Genomic DNA, 22188 nt, shown 5'->3' with positions numbered 1-22188 from the left:
TCCGGGTGGAGATTCTGATTGAAAGCACAACCGACCTGTGCGGTGGCTGTGTCACCACAGGAGTACCGGTCGATGACGGTACGGGGGAGTAACCGCGGGCCGTGCGGCTCGTTGTGAGACCAGTAACCAACTGGTCCCACCGGAGGACGCATGACCCGTGCTCAAGTCCTGTCCAGACGAGCCCTCTTCCGCGGCGCCGAGACGCTCGGGCTGCCCGTGCAGACCACGAAGACCACCCACCGGCCGTCGTACCGGCCGCAGGAGAACGCGATTCTGCAACCGGGCGGGACGGCGGGGAAGACATCGTCGTCGGACCTGCTGGTCTATCCGAAGGCGACCGGGTGCACCTTCTGCGGCTACTGCTTCCAGGGCTGCATGCGGCCGAACGGTGCCCCACGCAACCAGTTCGCGAAGCGGTCGACGGACAACAGCTACGTGCCGATGGCGCTGACCGCCGAGGTGTGGGCGCGCGGCGGTCGTCCGGCCGAGCTGATCACGGACGCGTTCGTCACCCGGATCCACGCCGAGAAGCGGAACGGCGTACTGACCGCGACCGGGGTGACGTGGCGGTCCGGGGGAGCGGAGCATCGGGAGGACGCTCGCGTCGTGGTCATGTCCGGCGGCTGCACGGAGAACCCGCGGCTGTGGTTCAACAGCGGGCTGCCGAACCCGAACGGCTGGGTCGGACGCGGCTACACCGACCACTTCTTCGACTGGGTGTTCGGGGTCTTCGACGACTACACCGGCAACCCGAAGGGCGTCGGTTCGAGTGCCCGGCTCGACTATCCGCCGTACGGCGGTCTGGAGAACGTCGGCCTGCCACCCGCGCTGATGGCCTTCTCCGCAACGCTGTCCGACAGCGGGATCCGCGGGCAGTACAAGAACGGGCGCGGACGCAGCGGACCGTGGGACGGACCGGCCGGGCGGGTGATGGGTCCGGAGCTCAAGGAGGTCCTGTCGCACGGGCTGGACCGGCTGCTCAGCGTGCTGGTGATCACCGACGACGACGTCGAGGCGCAGAACCGGGTCACCCTCTCGGCACTGCCCGCGGACGAGAACGGGCCGATCCCGAAGGTCACCTTCAAACAACGGCAGCGGACCGCGCGGACCCTCCGGAACCGGGAGTTCATGGCCCGCAAGGCGGCCGAGCTACTGCGCGGGGCCGGCGCTCGTAAGGTCTACCGGATTGATTGGGCGCCGCTGATCCTGCACGTCCAGTCGTCGATGCGGATGGGGTCGTCGGAGCGGAACTCGGTGCTCGATCCGCGCGGTGAGACGCGGGCGGTGAAGCGGCTGTTCGTGGCCGACAACTCCGCTCTGTCGAACGGGCTCGGCGGGCCGAACCCGACGCTGACCTCGCAGGCGCTGGCGACCCGGACGGCGGAGAAGATCTTCCAGACCTACTTCGACGGCGACCCATGGGTGAGTTCGGGCTCCCCGGTGGTGTCCACGGACCCGCGGATCAGCGTCCGACTGGGGCAGCTCGGTCTGTAGCGTGTCCGTTTGACGAACATCGGCGTCCGGGGCGGTCCTGCCGTCCCGGCGCCGATTTTCTTACGCTCGAAGGACCCGATCAGGAGGAAACTTCGAGATGACGATCACCTCGAGCGGCGCCGATCTCTCGACGCTCGCCCAGCAGTACGCCGAGGACGGGTTCGTGCTCGTCAAAGGCCTGCTCAGCAAGGAGGAAGCGGCCTACTACCGGCAGCGCAGCCACGACCTGCTGGCCCAGCTGAACCGCAAGGACGACCCGACCTGGAAGTCCGCGATGGGCCTGTCCGGAGGTGCCACGCGGTTGCAGCACCTGCACGACGCGCAGTTCTACGACGCGGCCTTCTCGCGGCTGATGGTGGACCCGCGCTTCACCGACGTGGCCGCCGCGGTGATGGGTGTGGAGGGTGTGCAGCTGCACCACACCAAGCTGTTCGTGAAGCCGCCGGAGAACGGGTCGCCGTTCCCGCTGCACCAGGACTACCCGTTCTTCCCGCACAAGTACCACCGGGTCGGCGCGGCGATCTTCCATTTCGACGACGCACCTGAGGAGAAGGGGTGCGTGCGGGTCATCCCCGGCAGTCACAAGGCCGGGCCGCGGGAGCACGACCCCGAGGGCTCTTTCCACCTGCCCGACGTACCGTTCGAGTCGGCGACACCACAGCCGGCCGAGGCGGGCGACGTACTGTTCTTCACCTACCTGACCGTGCACGGGTCCGGGGTGAACGTGAGCGACGAGGCGCGGACCACCTGGCTGATCCAGTACCGCGACCCGGGCGACCCGCCGACGGTCAAGACCCACGACCACTCGCTCGGCCAGGGCATGATGCTGCGAGGAGTCGACCCGACCGGCAGGAGCGCTTCTTGACGCTGGAGTCCGTTGCTTCGACGGCTTCCGCGCGGACTTCCTCAGCTGGGGGCACTACCGGCCGGAGTACTGGCGCAACTACTGGCACACTCACTCCTTCCACGAGGTCTGCCTCGCCTACTCCGGCTCCGGGCGCTTCAACTCCGGCGTCGTACAGCACGACATCCACCCAGGCTCGGTCTTCCTCGCCCGTCCCGGCGATGTCCACGAAATCGAGTCCAGCCACACCGAACCCCTGGGCATTGCCTTCTGGGGCTTCACCTTCCGCCCGGGCTCGGACCAGCCAGGGTGGTGGTCGGGCCTCACTCGACAAGACGGGCCGGTCATGTCCGACCGGGTGGGCTCGTTGCCGGCACTCATCACTGCGCTGGCGGCTGAAGCTGCGGCGCCCGTGTCTGGCTACAGCACTGCTCTTGCTGCACTGGGGTCCACGCTGGTCATGGAGACGGCCAGAGCGTTCGCCCTGGACGACGACCTCGCGGTAGAACCCGTACGGCGCGACCGCGGACCGCTCGTGGTCGAAGCCATGCAACGCCATCTGCGCGACAACCTCTCCCGCCCGATCACCGTCCGGGACGTAGCAGCCGTGGCCCACCTCTCCGAACGCCACGCCGAACGCCTCTTCCACCAGCAGACCGGCGCCTCGATCATGTCCACCCTCCGCCGCCTGCGCCTCGAACTAGCCGCCCAACTCCTGCTCGACCCCTCCCTCACCGTCACCGAGGTAGCAAGAGCCTGCGGCTACTCCGACGTACGCCCCTTCTCCACCGCCTTCCGCCGCCACTACGGCCGCACACCGGGAGAGCACCGCAGGGCGGGCGGCACCGAGTTCGTCTGATCGAGCTTGACCTCAACTTATGTAGAGGTCCCAGGATGGCGGGCATGATCGAGATCGGCGTCATCCTCCCGTCCGTGGCCGTCCAGCACAGCGAGAAGCTCGACCTGCGGGACGCCGCGCGCTACGCCGAGGAGGCCGGCCTCGACAGTGTGTGGATGGGCGACCACTTGGCTACCGGTGCGGCCGTTCTGGAGGTGACGATCGGATTGGCGACCGCTGCGGCCGTCACCGATCGGATCGCCATCGGCGCCAGCGTCTTTGTCCCGGCGATCCGCCCGCTCGCCTGGGCCGCCAAGCAGATCGCGTCGCTGCAGTACGTCTCCGGTGATCGGTTGATCCTCGGACTCGGATCAGGTGGTGGGGAAGCCCAGTTCCAAGCGGCCGAAGTGCCGTACGCCGACCGTGGCCGGCGAACCGATCGAGCGCTCGAAGCCCTCCCGGCCCTGCTGGCCGGCGAACCGACGGAGCTCGGCGCCGGTCTTGCGGTGCAACTGCTTCCGGCTGTCCCGCGGCCGCGGCTCTGGGTGGGCAACCACTCGGCGGTTGCCAGGAAGCGGGCGGCGCGGCTCGGCGATGGCTGGTTTCCATCGCTCGTACCCGTCGAGGACGTGGCAGCCGGCCGGCAGCACCTGGTCCGGCTCGCGGAAGGTTTGGAGCGCCCGGTGCCCGCGATCGCCATCGGTGGGGTGTCAGCCATCGGTGCCGGAACCAACCAGGTCCGGGAGCTGGCGAGCGGGATCACCGCCGGGTACGGCATGCCCTTCGACCGTGCGCTGTCGCTGCCACTGGCTGGTGGCGTCGAGCAGGTCGCCGACCGGTTGGGCCAGTACGCCGACGCCGGCGCGAGTCACGCAGTACTAGGACTCGGCGGCACGGACTGGCGGACACAGGTTGATCGTTTGGCCGCTGTTCGCGCGCTGGTCTGAGAGCCGTCTCAGAAGGGCGACCGCGGTGGGTGCCGCCAGCGCGGTCATCACCAGCGCAGCCGTTGCGGTCGTCTGGCCCAGGTGCATCATGCGGTTGCTCCCCCAGGAAGTCGTGGTGTGGCTGGAACGCTAAACCGCGCGATCACGGTGAAAAGCGGATGCCGCCGAGGTCTGCCTCCTTGACCTGGCAACTGTGCTCGAAGGATGTGTGACTCAGAGTAGTGAAGCGACACTCTGGACAGGGCAGACGGTGACTGCTCAAATGCACCCAGGTATTCCGCCGTACTCCTGGAGGAGACATATGAGGAGTCGCCTGAGCCGTATCGCCGGCGTCATCGCGCTGGCACTCGGCCTCGCTGCCACATCCCTGGTTCCCGCGTCCGCCATCACCGGAGGCGAGCCGGACGGAAACGGCCATCCGAACGTCGGCCTGATCCTCTTCTACATGCCGGACGGGCGCTTCCGCTGTACGGCGACCCTGGTGTCGCCGACGGTGCTGGTGACCGCCGCGCACTGTACGAAGGGCACGCTGGGCAAGACGCTGGTCACGTTCGACTCGGTGATCGCCGAGCAGCCGCCGTCGCCGTTCCCCGTCGCCGCGGACCCGTCGAAGGGCTACACCCAGGCCGAGCTGGAGATGGCCGGCTACAAGTCCGGTACGGCGGCCACGCACCCGCAGTACTCCGATTTCACCGATCTGAACAACTGGAACGACGTCGGCGTCATCGTGCTCGACCGGCCGGTGACGAACATCGCGCCGGCCAAGATCGCGCCGGCCAACTACCTGAACGCGTACCAGCAGCCGAAGCTGAACAGCACCATCTTCCGTTCGGTCGGCTACGGCACCGAGGTCCGCAAGGCCGACTCCGGCCCGCAGAAGCCGACGCCGATGTCGTACCCGCTGCTGCGCCGCTGGGCCGACGAGCCCGGCCAGAAGCTCACCCCGCAGATCCTGCAGGTGAACGGCAACGAGAACGACAACCGCGGCACCGGCGGCACCTGCTTCGGTGACTCCGGCGGCCCGACGTACCACGGTGGCTACGTGGTGACCGTGACCAGCTACGGCTACACGCAGAACTGCCGCTACCTCGACGGTCTGCAGCGGATCGACATCAAGGTCGTCCAGGACTGGCTGAAGACGTTCGGCGTACCGATCGGCTGACGCCTGTTGTTACTGGTGCCGCGACCCGTCGCATTGGGGTCGCGGCACCAGTGCTGTCTACCGACGTCTCCACACACCGACAACTGCCACGAGTCCTGCCAACGACGGCAGGAAGCCGATCACGCCGTGCAGCGGCGGCACGATCGTCGTGTACGCCTCCCCGCCGACGGACAGCCCGATCAGCTGAACCGTCGCCCCGACGACGAACAGCGTGGTGCAGATCGCCCGGACTCGACGCGAGCCCCGAGCCACAGCCACGATCGACCACACCCAGCCGACCAGCCCGAGTACGCCCACGGCGACCAGGTAGATCGCGATCGCGTTCCGGTCCTTGGCCACCAGATCAGCCGACCAGTCCGGGTATGCGGCCCGCACGTGATCCCCGATGGTGTCGACCGTCATGAGGTCGACCACCGGGGCAAGTGTGGCGACCACGGTCAGCAGCAGTCCGCCGTACAGCGCTCGCCGGACGTACGACGCCGTCCGCGGCGGCGCGGTGATGGTGCTCATCCGAACCTTCCTCCCCAAGTCATTCTTACAACGTAAGATTGACTCTATACTTACGCCGTAAGAATCTTCAAGCGAGGAGCCTCGAGTGGGCGGTCGCCGTACCCCTGGTCAACGCGTCGGCCTCACCCGTGAGGCGGTGCTGCGAGCCGCCCTGGCGCTCGCCGATCGCGAAGGGCTGAAGGCGCTCTCGATGCGCCGGCTGGGAGCAGAGCTGGACGTGGAGGCGATGACGCTCTACCACCACGTGCCGAGCAAAGACGCGCTGCTGGACGGTCTGGTGGAGCTGCTGGTCGCGCCCATCGCCCCACCGGCGTTCGAGACGGTGTCATGGCAGGAAGGCCTGCGTGCGTACGCGAGCCAGCTCCGCACGACCCTGCTGGCGCATCCGAACGTCATCTCTCTGGTCGCAACTCGGCCCGCTGTCACCGCACAGAACCTGCAGGTGATGGAAGACGCACTGGAGAGCATGCGAGCCGCCGGACTGCAGCCGGCCGACGCTCTCGACGTGCTGTACGCAGTGACCGGCTTCGTCCTCGGTCACGTCGTCACGTCCCCGGACGGCGACCCTGTGGATCAGTTGGACGGACTAGACCCCGCTGAGTACCCGCTGCTGGCCGAGGCGGTGAGCAAGACGTCTCCGAGAGGCACTGAAGCGCGCTTCGAGTTCGCCCTGGACGCCTTGCTGTCCGGACTGGAACCGAACGCGCTAGACTGACTACATGCGAGTGAGCCTGCTCCTTAGTTAGCCGTACTGGCATCCAGGCGCCTGAGCGCCGGTCAGTGCGGCATCCCCTCCTGCAGTGAGGGGCTTTTTCATTTCTAGGTATGCCTTCTGGCAGATTTAGGCTCAACCAACACACGAAGCATGGAGTAGGACCGTGAGCGAGCAGGTGGAGGACGCCCCGATCGACCGGGGTGGGTACGACTTCAATACCCTGCAGGCCAAGTGGCGGCCGGTGTGGGAGAAGCTGGACCCGTTCAAGACGCGCGACGACGGCTCGGCGGAGCGTCGGTACGCGCTCACGATGTTCTCCTACCCCTCCGGCGACCTGCACATGGGCCACGCCGAGGTGTTCGCGCTGCACGACGTGCTGGCGCGCTACTGGTTCCAGCAGGGGTACGACGTCCTGAACCCGATCGGCTGGGACTCGTTCGGGTTGCCGGCGGAGAACGCTGCGATCAAGCGCAACGAGCACCCCGCGACGTACACCTACGGCAACATCGAGACCCAGGCGGAGTCGATCCGGCGCTACGGCCTGAGCTTCGACTGGTCGCGTCGGCTGCACACGTCCGACCCGGAGTACTACCGGTGGACGCAGTGGCTGTTCCTGCGCTTCTACGAGCGCGGTCTGGCCTACCGCAAGGCGTCGTACGTGAACTGGTGCCCGAACGACCAGACCGTGCTGGCCAACGAGCAGGTGGTGCAGGGCCGGTGCGAGCGGTGCGGGCACGAGGTCACCAAGCGCGAGCTGACCCAGTGGTATTTCAAGATCACCGACTACGCACAGCGGCTGCTGGACGACATGGAGCTGCTGCAGTGGCCGGAAGAGATCCTGCTGATGCAGCGCAACTGGATCGGCCGGTCCGAGGGCGCGTTCGCGGACTTCCAGGTCGAGGGCCGCGACGAGCCGATCCGGGTGTTCACCACCCGTCCGGACACGCTGTTCGGGGCCACGTTCATGGTGGTCGCGCCGGACGCGAAGCTGGCCGCCGAGCTGGTCACGCCGGAGCAGCAGGAGGCCTTCGACACCTACCTGGCGAAGGTCAAGGGTGAGACCGAGATCGAGCGGCTGAGCACCGAGCGCGAGAAGACCGGTGTCTTCCTGGGCTCGTACGCGATCAACCCGGTGACCGGTGAGCGCATCCCGGTCTGGGCCGCCGACTACGTGCTGGCCGACTACGGCACCGGCGCGATCATGGCGGTGCCCGGCCAGGACACCCGGGACTGGGAGTTCGCGGAGAAGTTCGGCCTGCCGATCGTGCGGACCGTGCAGCCGGACGACGGATTCGAGGGCAAGGCGTACACCGGCGAGGGCCCGGCGATCAACAGCGCGAACGACGAGATCAGCCTGAACGGGCTGGGGGTCGTCGAGGCCAAGGCGCGGATCAGCGAGTGGCTGCAGAGCAAGGGGCTGGGCGAGAGCACCATCAACTACCGGCTGCGCGACTGGCTGCTGAGCCGGCAGCGGTACTGGGGCTGCCCGATCCCGATCATCCACTGCCCGTCCTGTGGCGAGGTGCCGGTCCCGGACGACCAGCTGCCGATGGAGCTGCCCGACCTGCGTGGCGCCGACCTGGCGCCGAAGGGCGTGTCGCCGCTGGCGGCCGACCGCGAGTGGGTCGAGGTCGACTGCCCGAAGTGCGGTGGCAAGGCCGAGCGGGACACCGACACCATGGACACCTTCGTGGACTCGTCCTGGTACTTCCTGCGCTACCTGTCGCCGGACTACACCGACGGCCCGTTCGACCCGGAGGCGGCCGAGCGCTGGATGCCGGTCTACCAGTACGTCGGCGGCAAGGAGCACGCCGTACTGCATCTCCTGTACGCGCGGTTCTTCGTCAAGGCACTGCACGACATGGGCCTGCTGACCGCGGTCGAGCCGTTCACCCGGCTGCTGAACCAGGGCCAGGTGATCAACCAGGGCAAGGCGATGAGCAAGTCGCTGGGCAACGGCGTGAACCTGGGCGACCAGATCGACGAGTACGGCGTCGACGCGATCCGGCTGACCATGGTCTTCGCCGGCCCGCCGGCGGACGACATCGACTGGGCCGACATGTCGCCGGGAGGCTCGCTGAAGTTCCTGCAGCGGGCCTGGCGGTTGGCGCACGGGGTCGAGGCGCCGGTTGGTGTGGACCCGTCGACCGGTGACGTGGAGCTGCGGAAGATCACTCACCGGACGATCGCGGACGCGGCCGAGCTGGTCGACTCGCACCGGTTCAACGTGATGGTCGCGCGGATCATGGAGCTGGTGAACGCGACCCGGAAGGCGGTCGACTCCGGCCCGGGTGCGGCTGACCCGGCGGTCCGCGAGGCGGTCGAGACGGTGGCGGTGCTGCTGAGCCTGGTCGCGCCGTACACGGCCGAGGACATGTGGGAGGCGCTGGGCCACGAGCCGACAGTCGCCAAGGCCGGCTGGCCGGAGGTCGACCCGGCGCTGCTGGTCCAGGACACGGTCACCTGCGTGGTCCAGATCGCCGGCAAGGTGAAGGACCGGCTGGAGGTGTCCCCGGACATCGCCGAGGCCGACCTGGAGCAGCTGGCGCTGGCCTCCGAGGCGGTCCAGAAGGCACTGGACGGCCGTGGTGTCCGCAAGGTCATCGTCCGGGCGCCCAAGCTGGTCAACATCGTTCCGGCCTGATGGACTCCGAGCTCGTCCACGTCAGCACCGGTTCCCGTGAGGTCGTCCACGACCTCACGGACCGGTGCGGCGAGTTCGTTTCCGGCCGCGGCGACGGCCTGCTGCACGTCTTCGTGCCGCACGCCACGGCCGGCGTCGCGGTGCTGGAGACCGGAGCTGCCAGCGACACCGATCTGCTTGCGGTGCTGGAGGACCTGCTGCCGCGCGACTTCGGCTGGCGACACCGCCACGGCAGCCCCGGCCATGGTCGCGACCACGTGCTGCCGGCGCTGATCGCGCCGTACGCCACCATTCCGGTGCTCGCCGGGCAGTTGATGCTCGGCACCTGGCAGTCCATCTGCCTGGTCGACACCAACGTCGACAATCCGCAGCGCCAGGTCCGGCTGTCGTTCCTGGCCGGTTAGCGGACTACCCGGTAACAAGCGGTTCCGGAATTCTTGTGACTTATCGTGATGTTGCGGGTTGCGTTACGCATGCGAAACACGATTCCGGTTGAATTGCGGTCATGGCAGCGCTTGACACTCTTCGGGCCCAGTGGGCGGGGCTAGGCACCGATCTCCTGATCCGCGCCACGCGCGGTATTTGTGACGGGAGCCTGCTGAATGCCGATTCCGGTCGCGCCGACACCAGCGCGCGACTCGAGGACTGGGCCGGAGTGCTTTCTCTCTACTCCGGTGAAACGGCGCTGTTCGCCGCGGAAAATGAGAGCGGCTCGGTTCGCGCGACTGCTTGAAACGACTATTTTCTGCGCGCGCAATGATTTCACCCTGAATCAACTCGTTGCCCATATCAACGGATTCGTGTGATCCAGGCCGCGTTCCGCACGCCGGTCAGACCCGCCAAGTTCACTCCCGTCACGCTATGTTGTGTCAGGAACGTGAGGCCTCAAGAGGGGTGACGGGCTGTGGCGGACGCGGAGAGCCGGGCTGACGGCGGGCGGAGTTTCGCCGGTCTGCTGCTCGACTTGAGGGTCCACGCCGGGCTGTCCCAGGAGGAGCTGGCCGAGCGAGCGGGGCTGAGTGTGCGCTCCATCCGCGAGATGGAGGCCGGCCGGGTCGCGCGACCCCGGAAGGACTCGGTCCGCCTGCTCGTGACCGCCCTCGCGCTGGAGGGTGCGGACGCCGACCACTTCCTGGCCGCCGCCGGCCACGGTGGTCCCCGGCCGGTCATCTCAGTGGCCGCCCCTGCCCCGACCGGACTGCGCTGGCGCGGCACCAGGCCCATCCCCGACGGCCTGGTCGGGCGTGAGCAGGAGCTCGTCGAGTTGGAGGGCCTGCTGCGGCAGAACCGGCTCGTCACCCTGGTCGGCCCTGGTGGTGTCGGCAAGACCGAGCTCGCGCTCGCCGCGGCCGACCGGTTCTCCGGCGACGACACGACCGTCGTGGTCGTCGACCTGACGACCGTCCAGCGCGATGCCGCCGTACCGTCGGCCATCCTGGACGCCTTCGGCACAGCCCCGGGGACGTCGGACCTGGACGACGTACTGTCCGGACGCGAGCCGGGCGACCTGGTCATCGTGGAGGACAACGCGGAGCACGTGCTCGACGGTGTGGCGACGGTCGCGAACCGGATGGTGCGCAGCTTCCCGGGGGTCGGCGTACTGGTGACGTCGCGGATCCCGCTCGGGCTGCCGGACGAGGTGGTGCGACGGGTCGCCGTGCTCGACGTGCCGGGCAACGACAAGGACTTCGCGGAGATCAAGTCCAGCCCCGCGGTGGAGATGTTCTGCCGGCGGGTGGCTCGAGTGCGGCCGGGCTTCAGCCTCACCGAGGAGAATGCCCCGACGGTGGCGCGTCTGTGCCGTCGGCTGGACGGCCTGCCGCTCGCGCTGGAGCTGGCCGCCGCGCGGGCGGGCTCGCTGTCGGTCGAGGCCATCCTGGCCGCGCTGGACGACCGGTTCCGGCTGCTGTCGGGGCCGAGGCGGTTCGGTGCGCCACACCAGCGCACGCTGGCCGACACGATCGCGTGGAGCGTCGATGCGCTCTCCGACGCGGCTCGGCAGTTGCTCTACCGGGCGTCCGTGCTCGGGTCGCCGTTCACGCTGGACGCGGTCGCGGGCGTGTGCACGGGCGATCCGATCGACGCGTTCGACGTACCGATGCTGCTGGCAGAGCTGGTGGAGAAGTCGCTGCTGCAGCCGGTGCACGAGTTCGAGCAGTTGTACGGCGCCCGCTACAAGCTGCTGGAGACGATCCGGGAGCACGCGTACGCCGGTCTGTCGTCGCAGGGGGACGACCTGACCGAGTTCCGGGACCGGGCGGTCGCGTGGTGCTCGACGTACGTGCAGGGGCTCGACGGCGCGTGGTCGTCGCCGGATCGGGATCGACGCTACCGGGCAGCCCATGCGAACAGTGCGGTGTTCGAGGTCGCGCTGGAGCGAGCGGCTGAACTGGGGCAGTGGGACGTCGCCGCGCGGATCGTGCTCGGGTTCCGGATCGCGTGGCAGTACCAGGCGAGTGTGGCCGAGAGCGGCATCAGCTGGGCGACGCTGTGCGCCGAGAACGTCGCGGACAACGAGGTGAGCGGCAGGCTGCTGACGATCGCCGGGCGGCTGTCCAGCCTGACCGGTGATGTGCGCGGCGCCCGTCGGTACTACGGTCAGGCGCGGCAGCTCATGCCAGGCGAGACAGAGATGGGTCTGCTCGCCCGCAGCGGCTGGGTGTCGTCCGGCTCGCACCTACTCGACACGCAGAGCCTGGCCGAGATTCCGGGGCTGGTCGAGGACGCCCGCAAGCACGGTGACATCCAGCGGTCCGCGACCGTCCAGGGCACCTGCGCCATCGCACTGATGCGTTGGGGCCGCCTGACCGAGGCCAAGGAGCTGTTGCTCTCGTGGGAGGGCGAGCTGGTCAACCCGGGCGTCTACCCGGACGAGATCGCGTACATGGCGCTCAGCCGGCTGGAGGTCGAGCTGGGCAACCTCACGGAGGCGCGCCGGCGGGCATTGCAGGCCCGGGAGGTCCAGGCGTCCGACGACCCGGAGCGGACGAAAGTGGCCGGCTGCCTCGCCATGGTCGAGTACCACGAGGGCCGGTACGACGAGGCACAGGCGCTACTCGACGACGCGGCCGCCGACATCCGCGGCCACCGTGGGTACTTCGACTACCTGGTGATGCTCTACCGGTCCCGACTGGCTCGTGAGGCTGGTGACCCTGAGCAGGCGAGGGTCTGCATCCGGGATGCGGTGAACCGGCTCCTTGCCGAAGGGCGGGTCGTGTACCTGCTCGACGTACTCCCGGAGGCCGTGGCCGTGCTGCACGCGCTGGGGAAGTCAGCTGCCGGTGACCTGCTGTGCGGTCAGCTGCTGGCCTGGCAGCAGACGATGGACCCACCGATGGCCCCGACCGCGTGGGCGGTGCTGCAGGAGTCGTGCGACAGCGCATCGGTCGCCGACGGCTGGCCCGAGCCCGACCCGGCGGCTGCTCTGCAGCGGCTGGCGAACGACGTACTCATCGCGCTTTCGTGACGCGGATCCGCTGAAGCTGCCGGGTAACTGCCGGTTGTTCTGCCTCGTCCTGACATGCCCGCCGGCCGAAGAATTACAGCCGTAGGACAGGTTCCACGAAGCAGAGACCGAAGTCGGGCAGGCAGGGAATGGGCGGTGAACCGTGTGAGGCCATGGTGCTGCGCTGGACTGCTGATCAGCTCGGGGGAGGCGACGCGGAGGGCATCCGGCGGCCGGACGGTGGGGGCGCCGATCGGCTGTCGAGAGCTCCGGAGTGCTGTGGAGTGTGGATCTGTCCTGCCTGAACCGGGTGCCGTGCACCGACAGGGCACCACACCCGGGGCGGGGTCCCAGCACTGGACCAGGCACACGACACAGGGGACGAGTGTCGGTCCGGCTGACACCGGGAAGCCGGCGGGTTTGGTCACCCGCCGGCGGGGTCAGCCGCTGGGGCCTCCCGGGACCTCGGCGGGCTCGCGGTCAAACCGGTCTTTCGGGGTACCGGTACGGGGAGTAGCTCGACGAGGACTGAACTCGGCTGACAACGAGGGGGAGTCAGCTCGGCACCACGCGCCGGCCACAGGGGAGCCGGCGTGGAGAGGTCAGCGCCGGCCATCGGGGGGCCGGTGCATGGCGTCGGGCACAGGGGAGCCGGCGCCGGTGAGGTGAGCATCGGCAAGTCGGCGCTGGGGATGCGCCGACTTGCCGATGTGAGTGCGGCGGCGAGGCGGCGCTGGTGAGGTGAGCGCCGGCTGGCCGGTGCGAGACAGCAGTGCCAACGGGGCGGCGCGAGGGGTACGCGCCGACGGCACCCGCACGGCCGCGAACGCGGCGGCGGGACATATGAGTGCCGGCGACAGGGGAGCCGGTGAGACGGCTCGGCGTGAGGCAGAAAGCTGACGCACAGGGGAAGTCAGCACAGCGAGGTGAAGGCCCCGGAGGGGTAGGCCTTCACCTCGCTAGCCCGCTACTTCTTCCGCTTCTTGGCGCCCTTCTCCTCGGCCTCCGCGAGCAGCGTCGCGCGGTCGCCGTACCCGACCATCCAGGACGGCTGGAGCCGGCAGTACACGATGTCCGGACCCCAGCTCGACGGGGAGCTCCCGTAGAACTTGGTCAGGTATGCCTCGATCTCGGCGAAGTCCGGGTGCTCCGCGGTCAGGAACTCGACGTCCCCGTGGCTGAACACGCCGATCCGCTCGCCGTCGACATACGAGATGCTCGCGGCCGGTCTGGCCCTCAGCTGCCGCGCCTTCGCCGCCGTTCCGGCCGTGCTGAACACCCAGCGAGCGTGCAGGAAGTGCCCGTCGACCGCGCTGATCCGCGGCTCGCCCCGCGCGGTGACGGTGGCCAGGTTGAGCGTGCACATGCCGGTCAGAACCCGCACCAGCGCCTCGGCGTCCAGCCGGCGGGGGCCCGTGATGATGCTGCGCAGATGCTCCGTCGAGCGCTCGTAGGCGGCGTCGAGAAGCTGCTGCAGTTCCTTCACTTCCGCTGCTGTCTCCTTCACCTAGTCGAGTCTCACACCGCGCGCCGACAAAAGGCGTGTCTCCCGCTCCCACGTCTACTGCGCGGCGACGTGGGAGCGGGAGACACGCCTTAAACCGTCCGGTAACCTCGCTTCATGTCAGCCCGCGTGCACGTCGTCACCGACTCCACGGCCGGTCTGTCCACGCATGAGGTGCTCCGCCTGCCGCTGACCGTCGTACCGGTGCAGGTCGTCATCGGCGGGACGTCGTACGACGACGGCGCCACGTCCGCCGACGCGGTCGCGGAGGCGCTCAAGACGTTCACACCGGTCTCTACCAGTCGGCCGGCGCCGCAGACGTTCGCCGACACGTACGCCGCCTGTGCCGCGGCCGGAGCCGAGTCGGTCGTGTCCATCCACCTGTCGGGCGACATGTCGGGCACCGTCGAGGCGGCCATGATCGGGGCGAAGGAGTCGCCGATCCCGGTCCGGGTGATCGACTCCCGGTCGATCGCGATGGGCCTCGGCTTCCCGGTCCTGGCCGCGGCCGCAGCAGCCGCCACCGGGGCCGACCAGGCCGCCGTCGAGGCCGCCGCCCGGGTCCGGATGTCGTCGATCTCGGCGTACTTCTACGTCGACACCCTCGAGTACCTCCGCCGCGGCGGCCGCATCGGCGCCGCCCAAGCCCTCCTCGGTACGGCGCTCGCAGTCAAGCCACTGCTGACGATCAGCAGCGGCCGGATCGTCCCGCTCGAGAAGGTCCGCACGTCCAGCCGGGCCATCGCCCGCCTCGCCGACATCGCCGTCCAGCGAGCCGGCGACGGCCCGGTCCAGGTCGCTGTCCATCATCTGGCCAACCTCGAAAAGGCCCACACCCTCGCCGACGGCCTGGCCGACCGTCTCCCGAACGCCGACGAAATAGTCCTGCGGGAGGTCGGCGCCGTCATCGGCGCTCACGTCGGCCCCGGGCTCCTTGCCGTGGTCATCGCCCCGCGCTGAGGCCTTTTCCACAGGTTTGAACTCGGCGTTCCAGGGCGTCCGCAGACTCGTACTTTCTCTGGCGTGAAGGTCTTCCGCCGTGCCGCCGCTCCCGACCCGGGTGCGCGCGAGCGTGCGCTGGCACGTCTTGCCGCCAGTGCACCTCAGGACGGCGCAACCGACAGAGAACTGGAGGAGCGTGATGAGGAGGTGCGAGGTGGATGGATCCCCGAAACCGTCCGGCCGGAGCGACTACGTGATGCGCGCTGGACCCTGTCCCCGCGGCATGTCGTGGTCTTGGCCGCCGTACTGGTCATTGGATTGGCCTGGGCCGGGTGGTCAGTGGTCCGCGCCCGCCCCGAGACCGTCCCCGACGCTCGCCCGCCAACCGCGCTCACTCCCGGCTCCGCACCATCCGGCCAGCCGCCCGGAGCTCAGCTGTCACCCGGAGCCCAGCCATCGCCCGGAGCCCAGGGATCTCCAGGTGTTGCGGGACAGGCTGCCGGCACGGTCGTCGTTCATGTCGCCGGCAAGGTCCGCCGTCCCGGCTTGGTCCGCGCGCCCACCGGCTCTCGCGTCGCCGACGTACTCACCCTCGCAGGCGGCCCACTCCCGGGCATCGACCTCACGACGCTCAACCTCGCCCGCCAGGTCACCGACGGCGAGCAGATCGTCGTCGGCCAGCCGGGTGCGCCCGGACCCACGTCCACCACGCCTTCAACCACCCCCGCCCCGGCGGGCTCACCCGTCAACCTCAACTCCGCCACCCTCGACCAACTCGACGCCCTCCCCGGCGTCGGCCCCGTGCTGGCCCAGCGCATCCTCGACTACCGCGCCCAGCACGGTCCGTTCACCACCGTCGACCAACTCCAGGAGGTTCCCGGCGTAGGCCCCAAGAAGTTCGACTCCCTCAAACCCCATGTCCGCGTCTGACCAGGCGGGCGACGGCAACCGCGAACCGCTGGACGTACGCCTGCTGGCACCTGCCGCGGCGGGCTGGCTGGCAGCGATCCTGCTGATCGCGCACCGACCGCTCATCGGTCTGTTCACCGCAGCCGTCGCCCTCACCTTTGCCTGCGCGCTAGCTCTTCTGGTACGCCGTACCAGTCGAGCGACCCTCGGTTGGGCAGCAGTCGGTGTGCTGGTCGTGGTGGCCGGGATGGGTGTGGCTGCAGCGCTTCAGGTCGAGGGCGTGCGTGCCGGTCCGGTGATGGGTTTGGCGGCGGACAACGCGACCGTCGGCGTCAAGCTGAAGATCGACAGTGATCCCGCCGTACGACGAAGTCCGGGCAGCCGGCGGCCGCCGTACGTGGTGGTGAAGGCAACGATCGAGGAGGTGCGTGCACGTGGGACCGTGACTCGGGTGAGCACGCCGGTGCTCGTGATCGGTTCGGAGCAGTGGCGACAAGTCCGGTACGGCCAACGGGTCGACGCCGGTGGTCGGCTCGAGGCGGTTGAGCAGGGATCCGATGTCGCCGCGATGCTCTCGGCTCGCTCGGCTCCACGGTTCGTGGACCAACCGCCGTGGTGGTTGCGTGCTGCCGAGGAGGTTCGCGCCGGCCTACGCGAGTCCGTCGCCGACCAGCCGGATGACGTGCGCGGTCTCGTGCCTGCGCTCGTCATGGGCGACGAGTCCGGCTTGCCCACCGAGCTGACCGAGGACTTCCAGACCACTGGGCTGACCCATCTCTCCGCGGTGTCGGGGACCAACCTGACGCTGCTGCTGGCGTTCGTGCTGCCGCTGGCGAGGCTGGTCGGCGTACGTGCTCGGGGTCTGACGGCGATCGGCCTGATGACGGTCGTCGTGTTCGTGATCCTCGCGCGACCGCAGCCCAGCGTCTTGCGGGCTGCCGCGATGGGGTTGATCGCGCTGGCGGCGATGACGGGAGGTGGGTCGCGTCGTCGGGCGGTGCGGAGCTTGTCGGTCGCGGTGATTGCCCTGCTGCTCCTGGACACGTCGCTTGCGAGATCGGCCGGGTTCGCGTTGTCCGTGCTCGCCACGGCGGGGATCGTGCTGCTTGGACCGGGCTGGCGGGATTCGCTCGCCAGGTGGATGCCGACCTGGCTGGCGGACGCGATCTCGTGCCCGTTGGCTGCGCAGCTCGCCTGTACGCCGGTCGTTGCCTGGTTGTCCGGCGAGGTCTCGGTAGTTGCCGTAGGCGCCAATCTGCTCGCGGGCCCGGCGGTTGGTCCCGCGACGATCCTCGGGTTCACCGCCGCCGGTGTCGCGCTGCTGAGCACGGAGGCGGCCCAGTTGGTCGGCTGGGCAGCGGGTTGGCCGGCTCGTTGGATCATCCTCATCGCACGCGAAGGCGCCGACCTTCCCGGCGCCGCCAACGCCTGGCCCGCGACCACGGTCGGCGTCGCCGTACTGGCTCTGCTCTGCATCGCCCTCGTGGTCGGCCTGCACCGAATCCTGGCCCGCCCGATCGCGATGGTGCTCGCGGTCGTCTTGCTGGCGGTCGCCGTACTGCGTCCTGTCGGCTCACTGGGTTGGCCGCCCGACGACTGGCTCTTCGTGATGTGTGACGTGGGACAAGGGGATGGCCTGGTACTGCGAGCAGGCGACAAAGCAGCGGTTGTCGTCGACACCGGGCCCGACCCGGCTGCGATGGATCGATGTTTGCGCGAGCTCGGTGTCGAGTACGTGCCGGTCCTGGTGCTAAGTCATTTCCATGCCGATCACGCCGGCGGGTTGGCCGGTGTACTCGAGGATCGGAGGGTCGACGAGATCGAAGTGACGCCGTACTTCTCGCCACCTGCCGAGTACCAGCGAGTCGTCGACCTCGCGTCGCATCACGGCATTGCGCTGCGGACAGTCACCTTCCAGGAGAAGCGCGTGGTCGGATCGCTCAGTTGGACCACGCTGTGGCCGGCGCGCGTCCCTGCCCTCCCGCCAACCGGCAGGTCGTCAGCGACCGCCACCGACGAGGGATCACCGGAGAACAACGCCAGCATCACCATGATGGCCGAGCTGTCCGGCCTCCGGATCCTGCTCACCGGCGATCTCGAACCCGAGTCCCAGCGCGCCATCCTGGCGACCGGCGCCGACGTCCGCGCCGACGTCCTCAAAGTCCCGCACCACGGGTCCGCCCAGCAAGACCCCGCCTTCATAGCCGCCACCAACGCCCGTCTGGCCCTGATCTCCGCCGGCCGGGACAACGACTACGGCCACCCGGCCCCGAGAACCCTCACCCTCCTGTCCCACCAATCCACCAGGACGGCCACGACTCTCACCAACGGCGCGCTGACCATCACCAATCCCAACAACCACCTGACTCTCACTCCCGGCCAGGCGGCCCCGTCACGTTGAGGAGGCGGTGAAGGTGACTGAGTCGGTGGAGACGGTGTTTGCGGGTTGGTCGCCGAGGGCCCAGGCGGCGACTCGGGAGACGACGTGCGCGGGGACGACCTCGCTGACGCCGGGTACCGCGGGGATGTCGTAGGTCGCGTGGGCGTCGTACGGGAGGACGACTCGGTAGCCGCGTGCGAGGGCGGTCCGGGCGGTCGCCTGTACGCACATCTCCGACATCAAGCCGCAGATCGCGACCGACCGCACCCCGGCGCCTACGAGCACCTCGCCAAGCGGCGTGCCGTCGAATCCGTCGTCGCGCGGCTTCCGAATCACGCGCTCACGCGGCCCGTCCTTCACGGGCAGGTACAACTCCCACCCCGGCGTATCCGGCTCATCATCCGCTCCCGGCGCCCCGTCGTTCTGCAGATGCACGACGACCGCGCCCGCCTCCCGCGCCCGCTCCAGCAGCTCGCTCACCCGCCCAAGCAGCCGCTCCGCACCAGGTACGGCGTCCGCCCCCGAAACGAACGCGGTCTGCACATCCACCACAACAAGCGCATCCACAGGCGCCACCAAGTCAGTCACCCGACCATCCTCACCACTCAACCCCAAGGCTTCCAGCGAGTTTCCGGCTGCCACGGGTGGCCTGGCGTCTCAGGTGCCGTGGCTCATCCGGAGCAGATGAGGTCGGCGCCCGGCGGCCGCCACTACCATCTGGATCGAGTCAGAGACTCTGCGAGAGGAATCTGATGACTATTCCGGACAAGGCTGTTGCGACAGGTGGGGTGCTTGCGGCCACCTGCTTGTCCACGCTCGTCGTGAATGCGAACACCTCCGCGGTCAGCATCCTGCTGCCCGCGATCAGCGAGGACACCGGCACGTCGGTGGACACCTTGCAGTGGGCCGTCACCGGCTATTCGCTTGTCGGGGCGGCCGTGATCGTCACGGCGGGGTCGCTCGGCGACGTGTTCGGACGCAGGCGGGTGTTCCAGCTCGGCCTGCTGCTGTTCGTCGTGTCCTGTGTCCTCATCGCATTGTCGACCACGGGCGGCATGGTCATCGCCGGGCGCGCGGTGCAAGGCGCCGCCGGCTCCACGATCCTGGCCTGCGGGCTCAGCCTGCTCTCGGTGGCGAGCAGCGGTGCGGAGCAACTGCGCTCGGTGTCGTTGTGGGGCGCAGCGGCCGCCGTGGGCGCTGCGGCCGGGCCGTTGCTCGGTGGGGTGCTCGTCGACTCCACCGGCTGGCAGGGGTTGTTCTGGATCGACGCCGGTGTGGCTGTCGTGTGCATGGTGCTTACCTACTTCAAGGTCGCCGAGTCACGGGACCCGAATCGGTCGCGGTCGATCGACTTCGGCGGTGCTGTGCTGGTGGCGTTGACCCTCAGCCCACTGGTTCTTGCCTTGAGCAAGGGTGGCGACTGGGGGTGGGTGTCGTTCGGCACGGTCGCGTGCCTGGCGGTGGCGATCGGTTCAGGTTTCGGATTCGTCGCGGTCGAGCGCCGGGTCGCCGTACCGCTGCTCGACCTGGCCTTGCTGCGGAACCGGATCCTGGTCGGCTCCACGATCGCGATCCTGATCGGCGCGGGCACCATCAACGGTCTGATGTACCTGCTCAGCCTGTACTTCCAGAACCCGCAGGCACTGGGCTTCAGCCCGCTCGAAGCCGGGCTCGCGACGCTCCCGGCGACCGCCGGCCTGGTCGCGATCGCCCCGCTCGTACCGCGGCTGGCCGCGAAACTGGGCGGCCGGCAGGTTGTCGGCCTGGGCTTCCTGATCACCGCCGCGGGATTCGCCGTGATCGGGTTCACCCAGTCGTCGTGGCAGTACCTGGCCTTCCTGCTGCCGCTGGTCGCGATCGCGGTGGGGATGGGAATGTCGAACGGCCCGGCATCGTCCGCCGCGACCGCGTCGGTTTCAGCGGACGAGGTCGGTGCGGCGTCAGGGGTCTCGAACATGGCACGGTACGTCGGAGCCGCCGTTGCGACCGCACTGGCCGCGACGATCTACAGCACCGTGATCGCCAACCGCACCGCCTCGGGCCATCCGGAGCCGGATGCGCTCGCCGCCGGCCTGGCGGCTGCGTCCTGGGTGATGGCCGTGTTCAGCATCGCCGGGGTGTTGATGGCTGTGGTGATGGGTAGGCATCGTGCCGCCCAGGGCACCGTGCACGACGCTGCCGCGTCCGCCGCCGCGGTGAGCCACACCTTGCCGACATCCGCCGCCGCAGAACGCTGACCGGAGGCTTGTCCTGCCGTAACGCCGTCCGCAACGCACACCGCTGGCCCGGGGTTTCGGGTGTGTCGGTGGCGTGTGGGAAGGTGGGCTCGTGGCTGCTCGTAGGGGTTCTGCGCCGAAGCTGGGCGATGTTCTGCTGGTGACCGGGGCCGAGGCGTTCCTGGCAGATCGGGCGGTGCGGTCGGCGATCGCGGCGGTGTCCAAGGGCAGCGCTGAGGTCGAGGTGACCGAGGTGGATGCTTCGACGCTGGACATCGGCGTGTTCGCGGAGCTGACCGGGCCCTCGTTGTTCGCCAGTGAGCGGGTGCTCGTGCTGCGTGCGCTGGAGAACCTGCCGTCCGAGATGGCGCCACACCTGATCGAGTACGCCGGCTCCCCGTCGGACGACGTACTGGTCGTGCTGGTGCACTCCGGCGGGCAGAAGGGCAAGGCGGTCCTCGACAAGTTGCGCAAGGCATCGGTCAACGAGGTGGTCGCGACCGCGCCGAAGACATGGGAGCTGCCGCAGTTCGTGGCCGGAGAGATCCGGCTGCTCGGCGGGACCGTGGACGAGCGGGCGGCGTCCGCGCTGGTGGACGCGGTCGGTCACGATCTGCGGGCGCTTGCCGGGGCTTGTTCGCAGTTGGTGTCGGACTCGGGCGGCCAGGCGGTCACCCCGGAGCTGATCGGTCAGTACTTCGGTGGTCGCGCGGAGGTCACGAGTTTCGCAGTCGCGGACGCGGCCATCGCGGGGCGGACCGAGCCCGCGCTGGAGCAGCTGCGCTGGGCGCTGGACTGCGGGGTCGCGCCGGTGCTCGTCACGAGTGCGATGGCGGGCGGGTTGCGCGGGCTCGCGAAGTACGCGAGCGCACCCAGCGGTCTGCGCGAGGCGGATCTGGCTCGCGAGGTCGGCGTACCCCCGTGGAAACTCAAGCAACTGAAGCAGCAGTCCCGCGGCTGGACGCCCGGCGGACTGGCGACCGCAATCAAGGCCGTCGCCCAAGCCGACGCCGACGTCAAGGGGGCCTCAGGCGACGCCGGCTACGCCCTCGAGCGCATGGTCATCACCGTAAGCCGCTCCCACGGCCGCCGCTGACAGCCCGGGCACCGGGGACGCGAAAACCCAGCTGGTCCCGGTGGGGCAGCTGGGTTTGGGAACGCAAAAACGATCGGCCTGCCCTGGGTGGGTGGCCGATCGTTTGGCGTTGCCTAGAGGGAGGCGGCCTTCTTGAAGATGGACGACTTCCGGTTGGCGGCCTGGTTGGCGTGGATGACGCCCTTGCTGGCAGCCTTGTCGAGCAGGCGGCCCGCCACCTTGGCGTGCTCCTGCGCCTTCGCGGCGTCGCCGGCGTCGGCGGCCTCACGGAAGCGGCGAACAGCCGTCTTGAGGGTCGACTTCACCGACTTGTTGCGAAGTCGCGCAGCCTCGTTCTGGCGGTTGCGCTTGATCTGGGACTTGATGTTCGCCACGGAGCAGAGCCTCGATCAGGTGTATGCGGTCAGTACAGGAAAGTGTCGCGCGCACAAGTGAGCATCACCCGTGGGGGCGCGAAGAGCCAGATTACCAACAACCCACACCCATCACCAAACCGGCGCAGCCTGCGCGACCACCGGCCGCAGCATCCGGTTAACGGACGG

19 protein-coding genes and 1 pseudogene are annotated in these 22188 nt (G+C 68.9%); 16 read left to right on the top strand and 4 right to left on the bottom strand.

Annotated elements, in window-relative coordinates:
• Positions 1-150: 150 nt before the first annotated feature.
• The 6 genes and pseudogenes from ACIBL3_RS17000 to ACIBL3_RS16975 all read left to right on the top strand — a co-directional run bounded on the left by ACIBL3_RS17000 (position 151) and on the right by ACIBL3_RS16975 (position 5285).
• Positions 151-1494, top strand: coding sequence for a GMC oxidoreductase (locus tag ACIBL3_RS17000; protein ID WP_396354324.1), 1344 nt, complete (start codon positions 151-153; stop codon positions 1492-1494).
• Positions 1495-1591: 97 nt separating this feature from the next.
• Complete coding sequence (locus ACIBL3_RS16995) at positions 1592-2359, top strand: phytanoyl-CoA dioxygenase family protein (protein ID WP_396354323.1); 768 nt, start codon at positions 1592-1594, stop codon at positions 2357-2359.
• Between the two features lie 91 nt (positions 2360-2450).
• Positions 2451-2729, top strand: a pseudogene (locus ACIBL3_RS16990) (AraC family ligand binding domain-containing protein); the annotation flags it as partial.
• Between the two features lie 69 nt (positions 2730-2798).
• Positions 2799-3197, top strand: coding sequence for a helix-turn-helix domain-containing protein (locus ACIBL3_RS16985; protein WP_396354540.1), 399 nt, complete (start codon positions 2799-2801; stop codon positions 3195-3197).
• Positions 3198-3241: 44 nt separating this feature from the next.
• Complete coding sequence (locus ACIBL3_RS16980) at positions 3242-4123, top strand: LLM class flavin-dependent oxidoreductase (protein WP_396354322.1); 882 nt, start codon at positions 3242-3244, stop codon at positions 4121-4123.
• A gap of 301 nt (positions 4124-4424) precedes the next feature.
• On the top strand, positions 4425-5285 hold the full coding sequence (locus ACIBL3_RS16975) for a trypsin-like serine protease (RefSeq protein ID WP_396354321.1): 861 nt from the start codon (positions 4425-4427) through the stop codon (positions 5283-5285).
• A 57-nt stretch (positions 5286-5342) separates the two neighbouring features.
• On the opposite strand, the gene ACIBL3_RS16970 is transcribed toward ACIBL3_RS16975, so the two are convergent.
• Positions 5343-5795 carry a hypothetical protein gene (locus tag ACIBL3_RS16970; protein WP_396354320.1) on the bottom strand — a complete coding sequence of 151 codons (453 nt, stop codon included), beginning with the start codon at positions 5793-5795 and terminating at the stop codon, positions 5343-5345.
• Positions 5796-5880: 85 nt separating this feature from the next.
• Here ACIBL3_RS16970 and ACIBL3_RS16965 point away from each other — a divergent pair, with 85 nt between their 5' ends.
• From ACIBL3_RS16965 to ACIBL3_RS16945, 5 genes are all read left to right on the top strand, one after another.
• A complete protein-coding gene (locus tag ACIBL3_RS16965; protein ID WP_396354319.1) occupies positions 5881-6510 on the top strand; it encodes a TetR/AcrR family transcriptional regulator C-terminal domain-containing protein in 630 nt (209 codons plus the stop codon).
• A 175-nt stretch (positions 6511-6685) separates the two neighbouring features.
• The gene (gene leuS, locus ACIBL3_RS16960; protein WP_396354539.1) at positions 6686-9154 is read left to right on the top strand and encodes a leucine--tRNA ligase; all 2469 of its coding nucleotides are present in this window, start codon (positions 6686-6688) and stop codon (positions 9152-9154) included.
• Positions 9154-9558 (top strand): YjbQ family protein, encoded by a 405-nt coding sequence (locus ACIBL3_RS16955; protein ID WP_396354318.1) that lies wholly within the window; start codon positions 9154-9156, stop codon positions 9556-9558. Before leuS ends, ACIBL3_RS16955 begins: the two co-directional genes overlap by 1 nt.
• A gap of 101 nt (positions 9559-9659) precedes the next feature.
• Positions 9660-9887, top strand: coding sequence for a hypothetical protein (locus ACIBL3_RS16950; protein ID WP_396354317.1), 228 nt, complete (start codon positions 9660-9662; stop codon positions 9885-9887).
• 171 nt (positions 9888-10058) lie between these two features.
• On the top strand, positions 10059-12620 hold the full coding sequence (locus tag ACIBL3_RS16945; protein ID WP_396354316.1) for an ATP-binding protein: 2562 nt from the start codon (positions 10059-10061) through the stop codon (positions 12618-12620).
• A 946-nt stretch (positions 12621-13566) separates the two neighbouring features.
• On the opposite strand, the gene ACIBL3_RS16940 is transcribed toward ACIBL3_RS16945, so the two are convergent.
• Positions 13567-14106: a pyridoxamine 5'-phosphate oxidase family protein gene (locus tag ACIBL3_RS16940; protein WP_396354315.1), complete on the bottom strand. Its 540-nt coding sequence runs from the start codon at positions 14104-14106 to the stop codon at positions 13567-13569.
• A gap of 114 nt (positions 14107-14220) precedes the next feature.
• On the opposite strand from ACIBL3_RS16940, the gene ACIBL3_RS16935 reads away from it, so the two are divergent.
• The 3 genes from ACIBL3_RS16935 (at position 14221) to ACIBL3_RS16925 (ending at position 18355) form a co-directional block, all read left to right on the top strand.
• Complete coding sequence (locus ACIBL3_RS16935) at positions 14221-15063, top strand: DegV family protein (RefSeq protein WP_396354314.1); 843 nt, start codon at positions 14221-14223, stop codon at positions 15061-15063.
• 63 nt (positions 15064-15126) lie between these two features.
• Entirely contained in the window at positions 15127-15975 is an 849-nt protein-coding gene (locus tag ACIBL3_RS16930) for a helix-hairpin-helix domain-containing protein (RefSeq protein ID WP_396354313.1), read from the top strand.
• Positions 15962-18355 carry a ComEC/Rec2 family competence protein gene (locus ACIBL3_RS16925; protein WP_396354312.1) on the top strand — a complete coding sequence of 798 codons (2394 nt, stop codon included), beginning with the start codon at positions 15962-15964 and terminating at the stop codon, positions 18353-18355. Before ACIBL3_RS16930 ends, ACIBL3_RS16925 begins: the two co-directional genes overlap by 14 nt.
• On the opposite strand, the gene ACIBL3_RS16920 is transcribed toward ACIBL3_RS16925, so the two are convergent.
• On the bottom strand, positions 18347-18922 hold the full coding sequence (locus ACIBL3_RS16920; protein WP_396354311.1) for an isochorismatase family protein: 576 nt from the start codon (positions 18920-18922) through the stop codon (positions 18347-18349). The genes ACIBL3_RS16925 and ACIBL3_RS16920 overlap by 9 nt on opposite strands.
• A 164-nt stretch (positions 18923-19086) precedes the next feature.
• On the opposite strand from ACIBL3_RS16920, the gene ACIBL3_RS16915 reads away from it, so the two are divergent.
• On the top strand, positions 19087-20571 hold the full coding sequence (locus ACIBL3_RS16915) for an MFS transporter (protein ID WP_396354310.1): 1485 nt from the start codon (positions 19087-19089) through the stop codon (positions 20569-20571).
• A gap of 91 nt (positions 20572-20662) precedes the next feature.
• Entirely contained in the window at positions 20663-21646 is a 984-nt protein-coding gene (gene holA / locus ACIBL3_RS16910; RefSeq protein ID WP_396354309.1) for a DNA polymerase III subunit delta, read from the top strand.
• A gap of 113 nt (positions 21647-21759) precedes the next feature.
• Here holA and rpsT read toward each other — a convergent pair whose 3' ends face one another.
• On the bottom strand, positions 21760-22020 hold the full coding sequence (gene rpsT / locus ACIBL3_RS16905) for a 30S ribosomal protein S20 (protein ID WP_360532297.1): 261 nt from the start codon (positions 22018-22020) through the stop codon (positions 21760-21762).
• Between the last annotated feature and the right edge of the window lie 168 nt (positions 22021-22188).

It is taken from the genome of Kribbella sp. NPDC050124 (assembly GCF_044460355.1).
In the GTDB taxonomy this organism is placed as follows: Bacteria; Actinomycetota; Actinomycetes; order Propionibacteriales; family Kribbellaceae; genus Kribbella.
The sequence above is the reverse complement of the archived record's forward strand: the minus strand, read 5'-3'. Positions and strand labels throughout refer to the sequence as shown.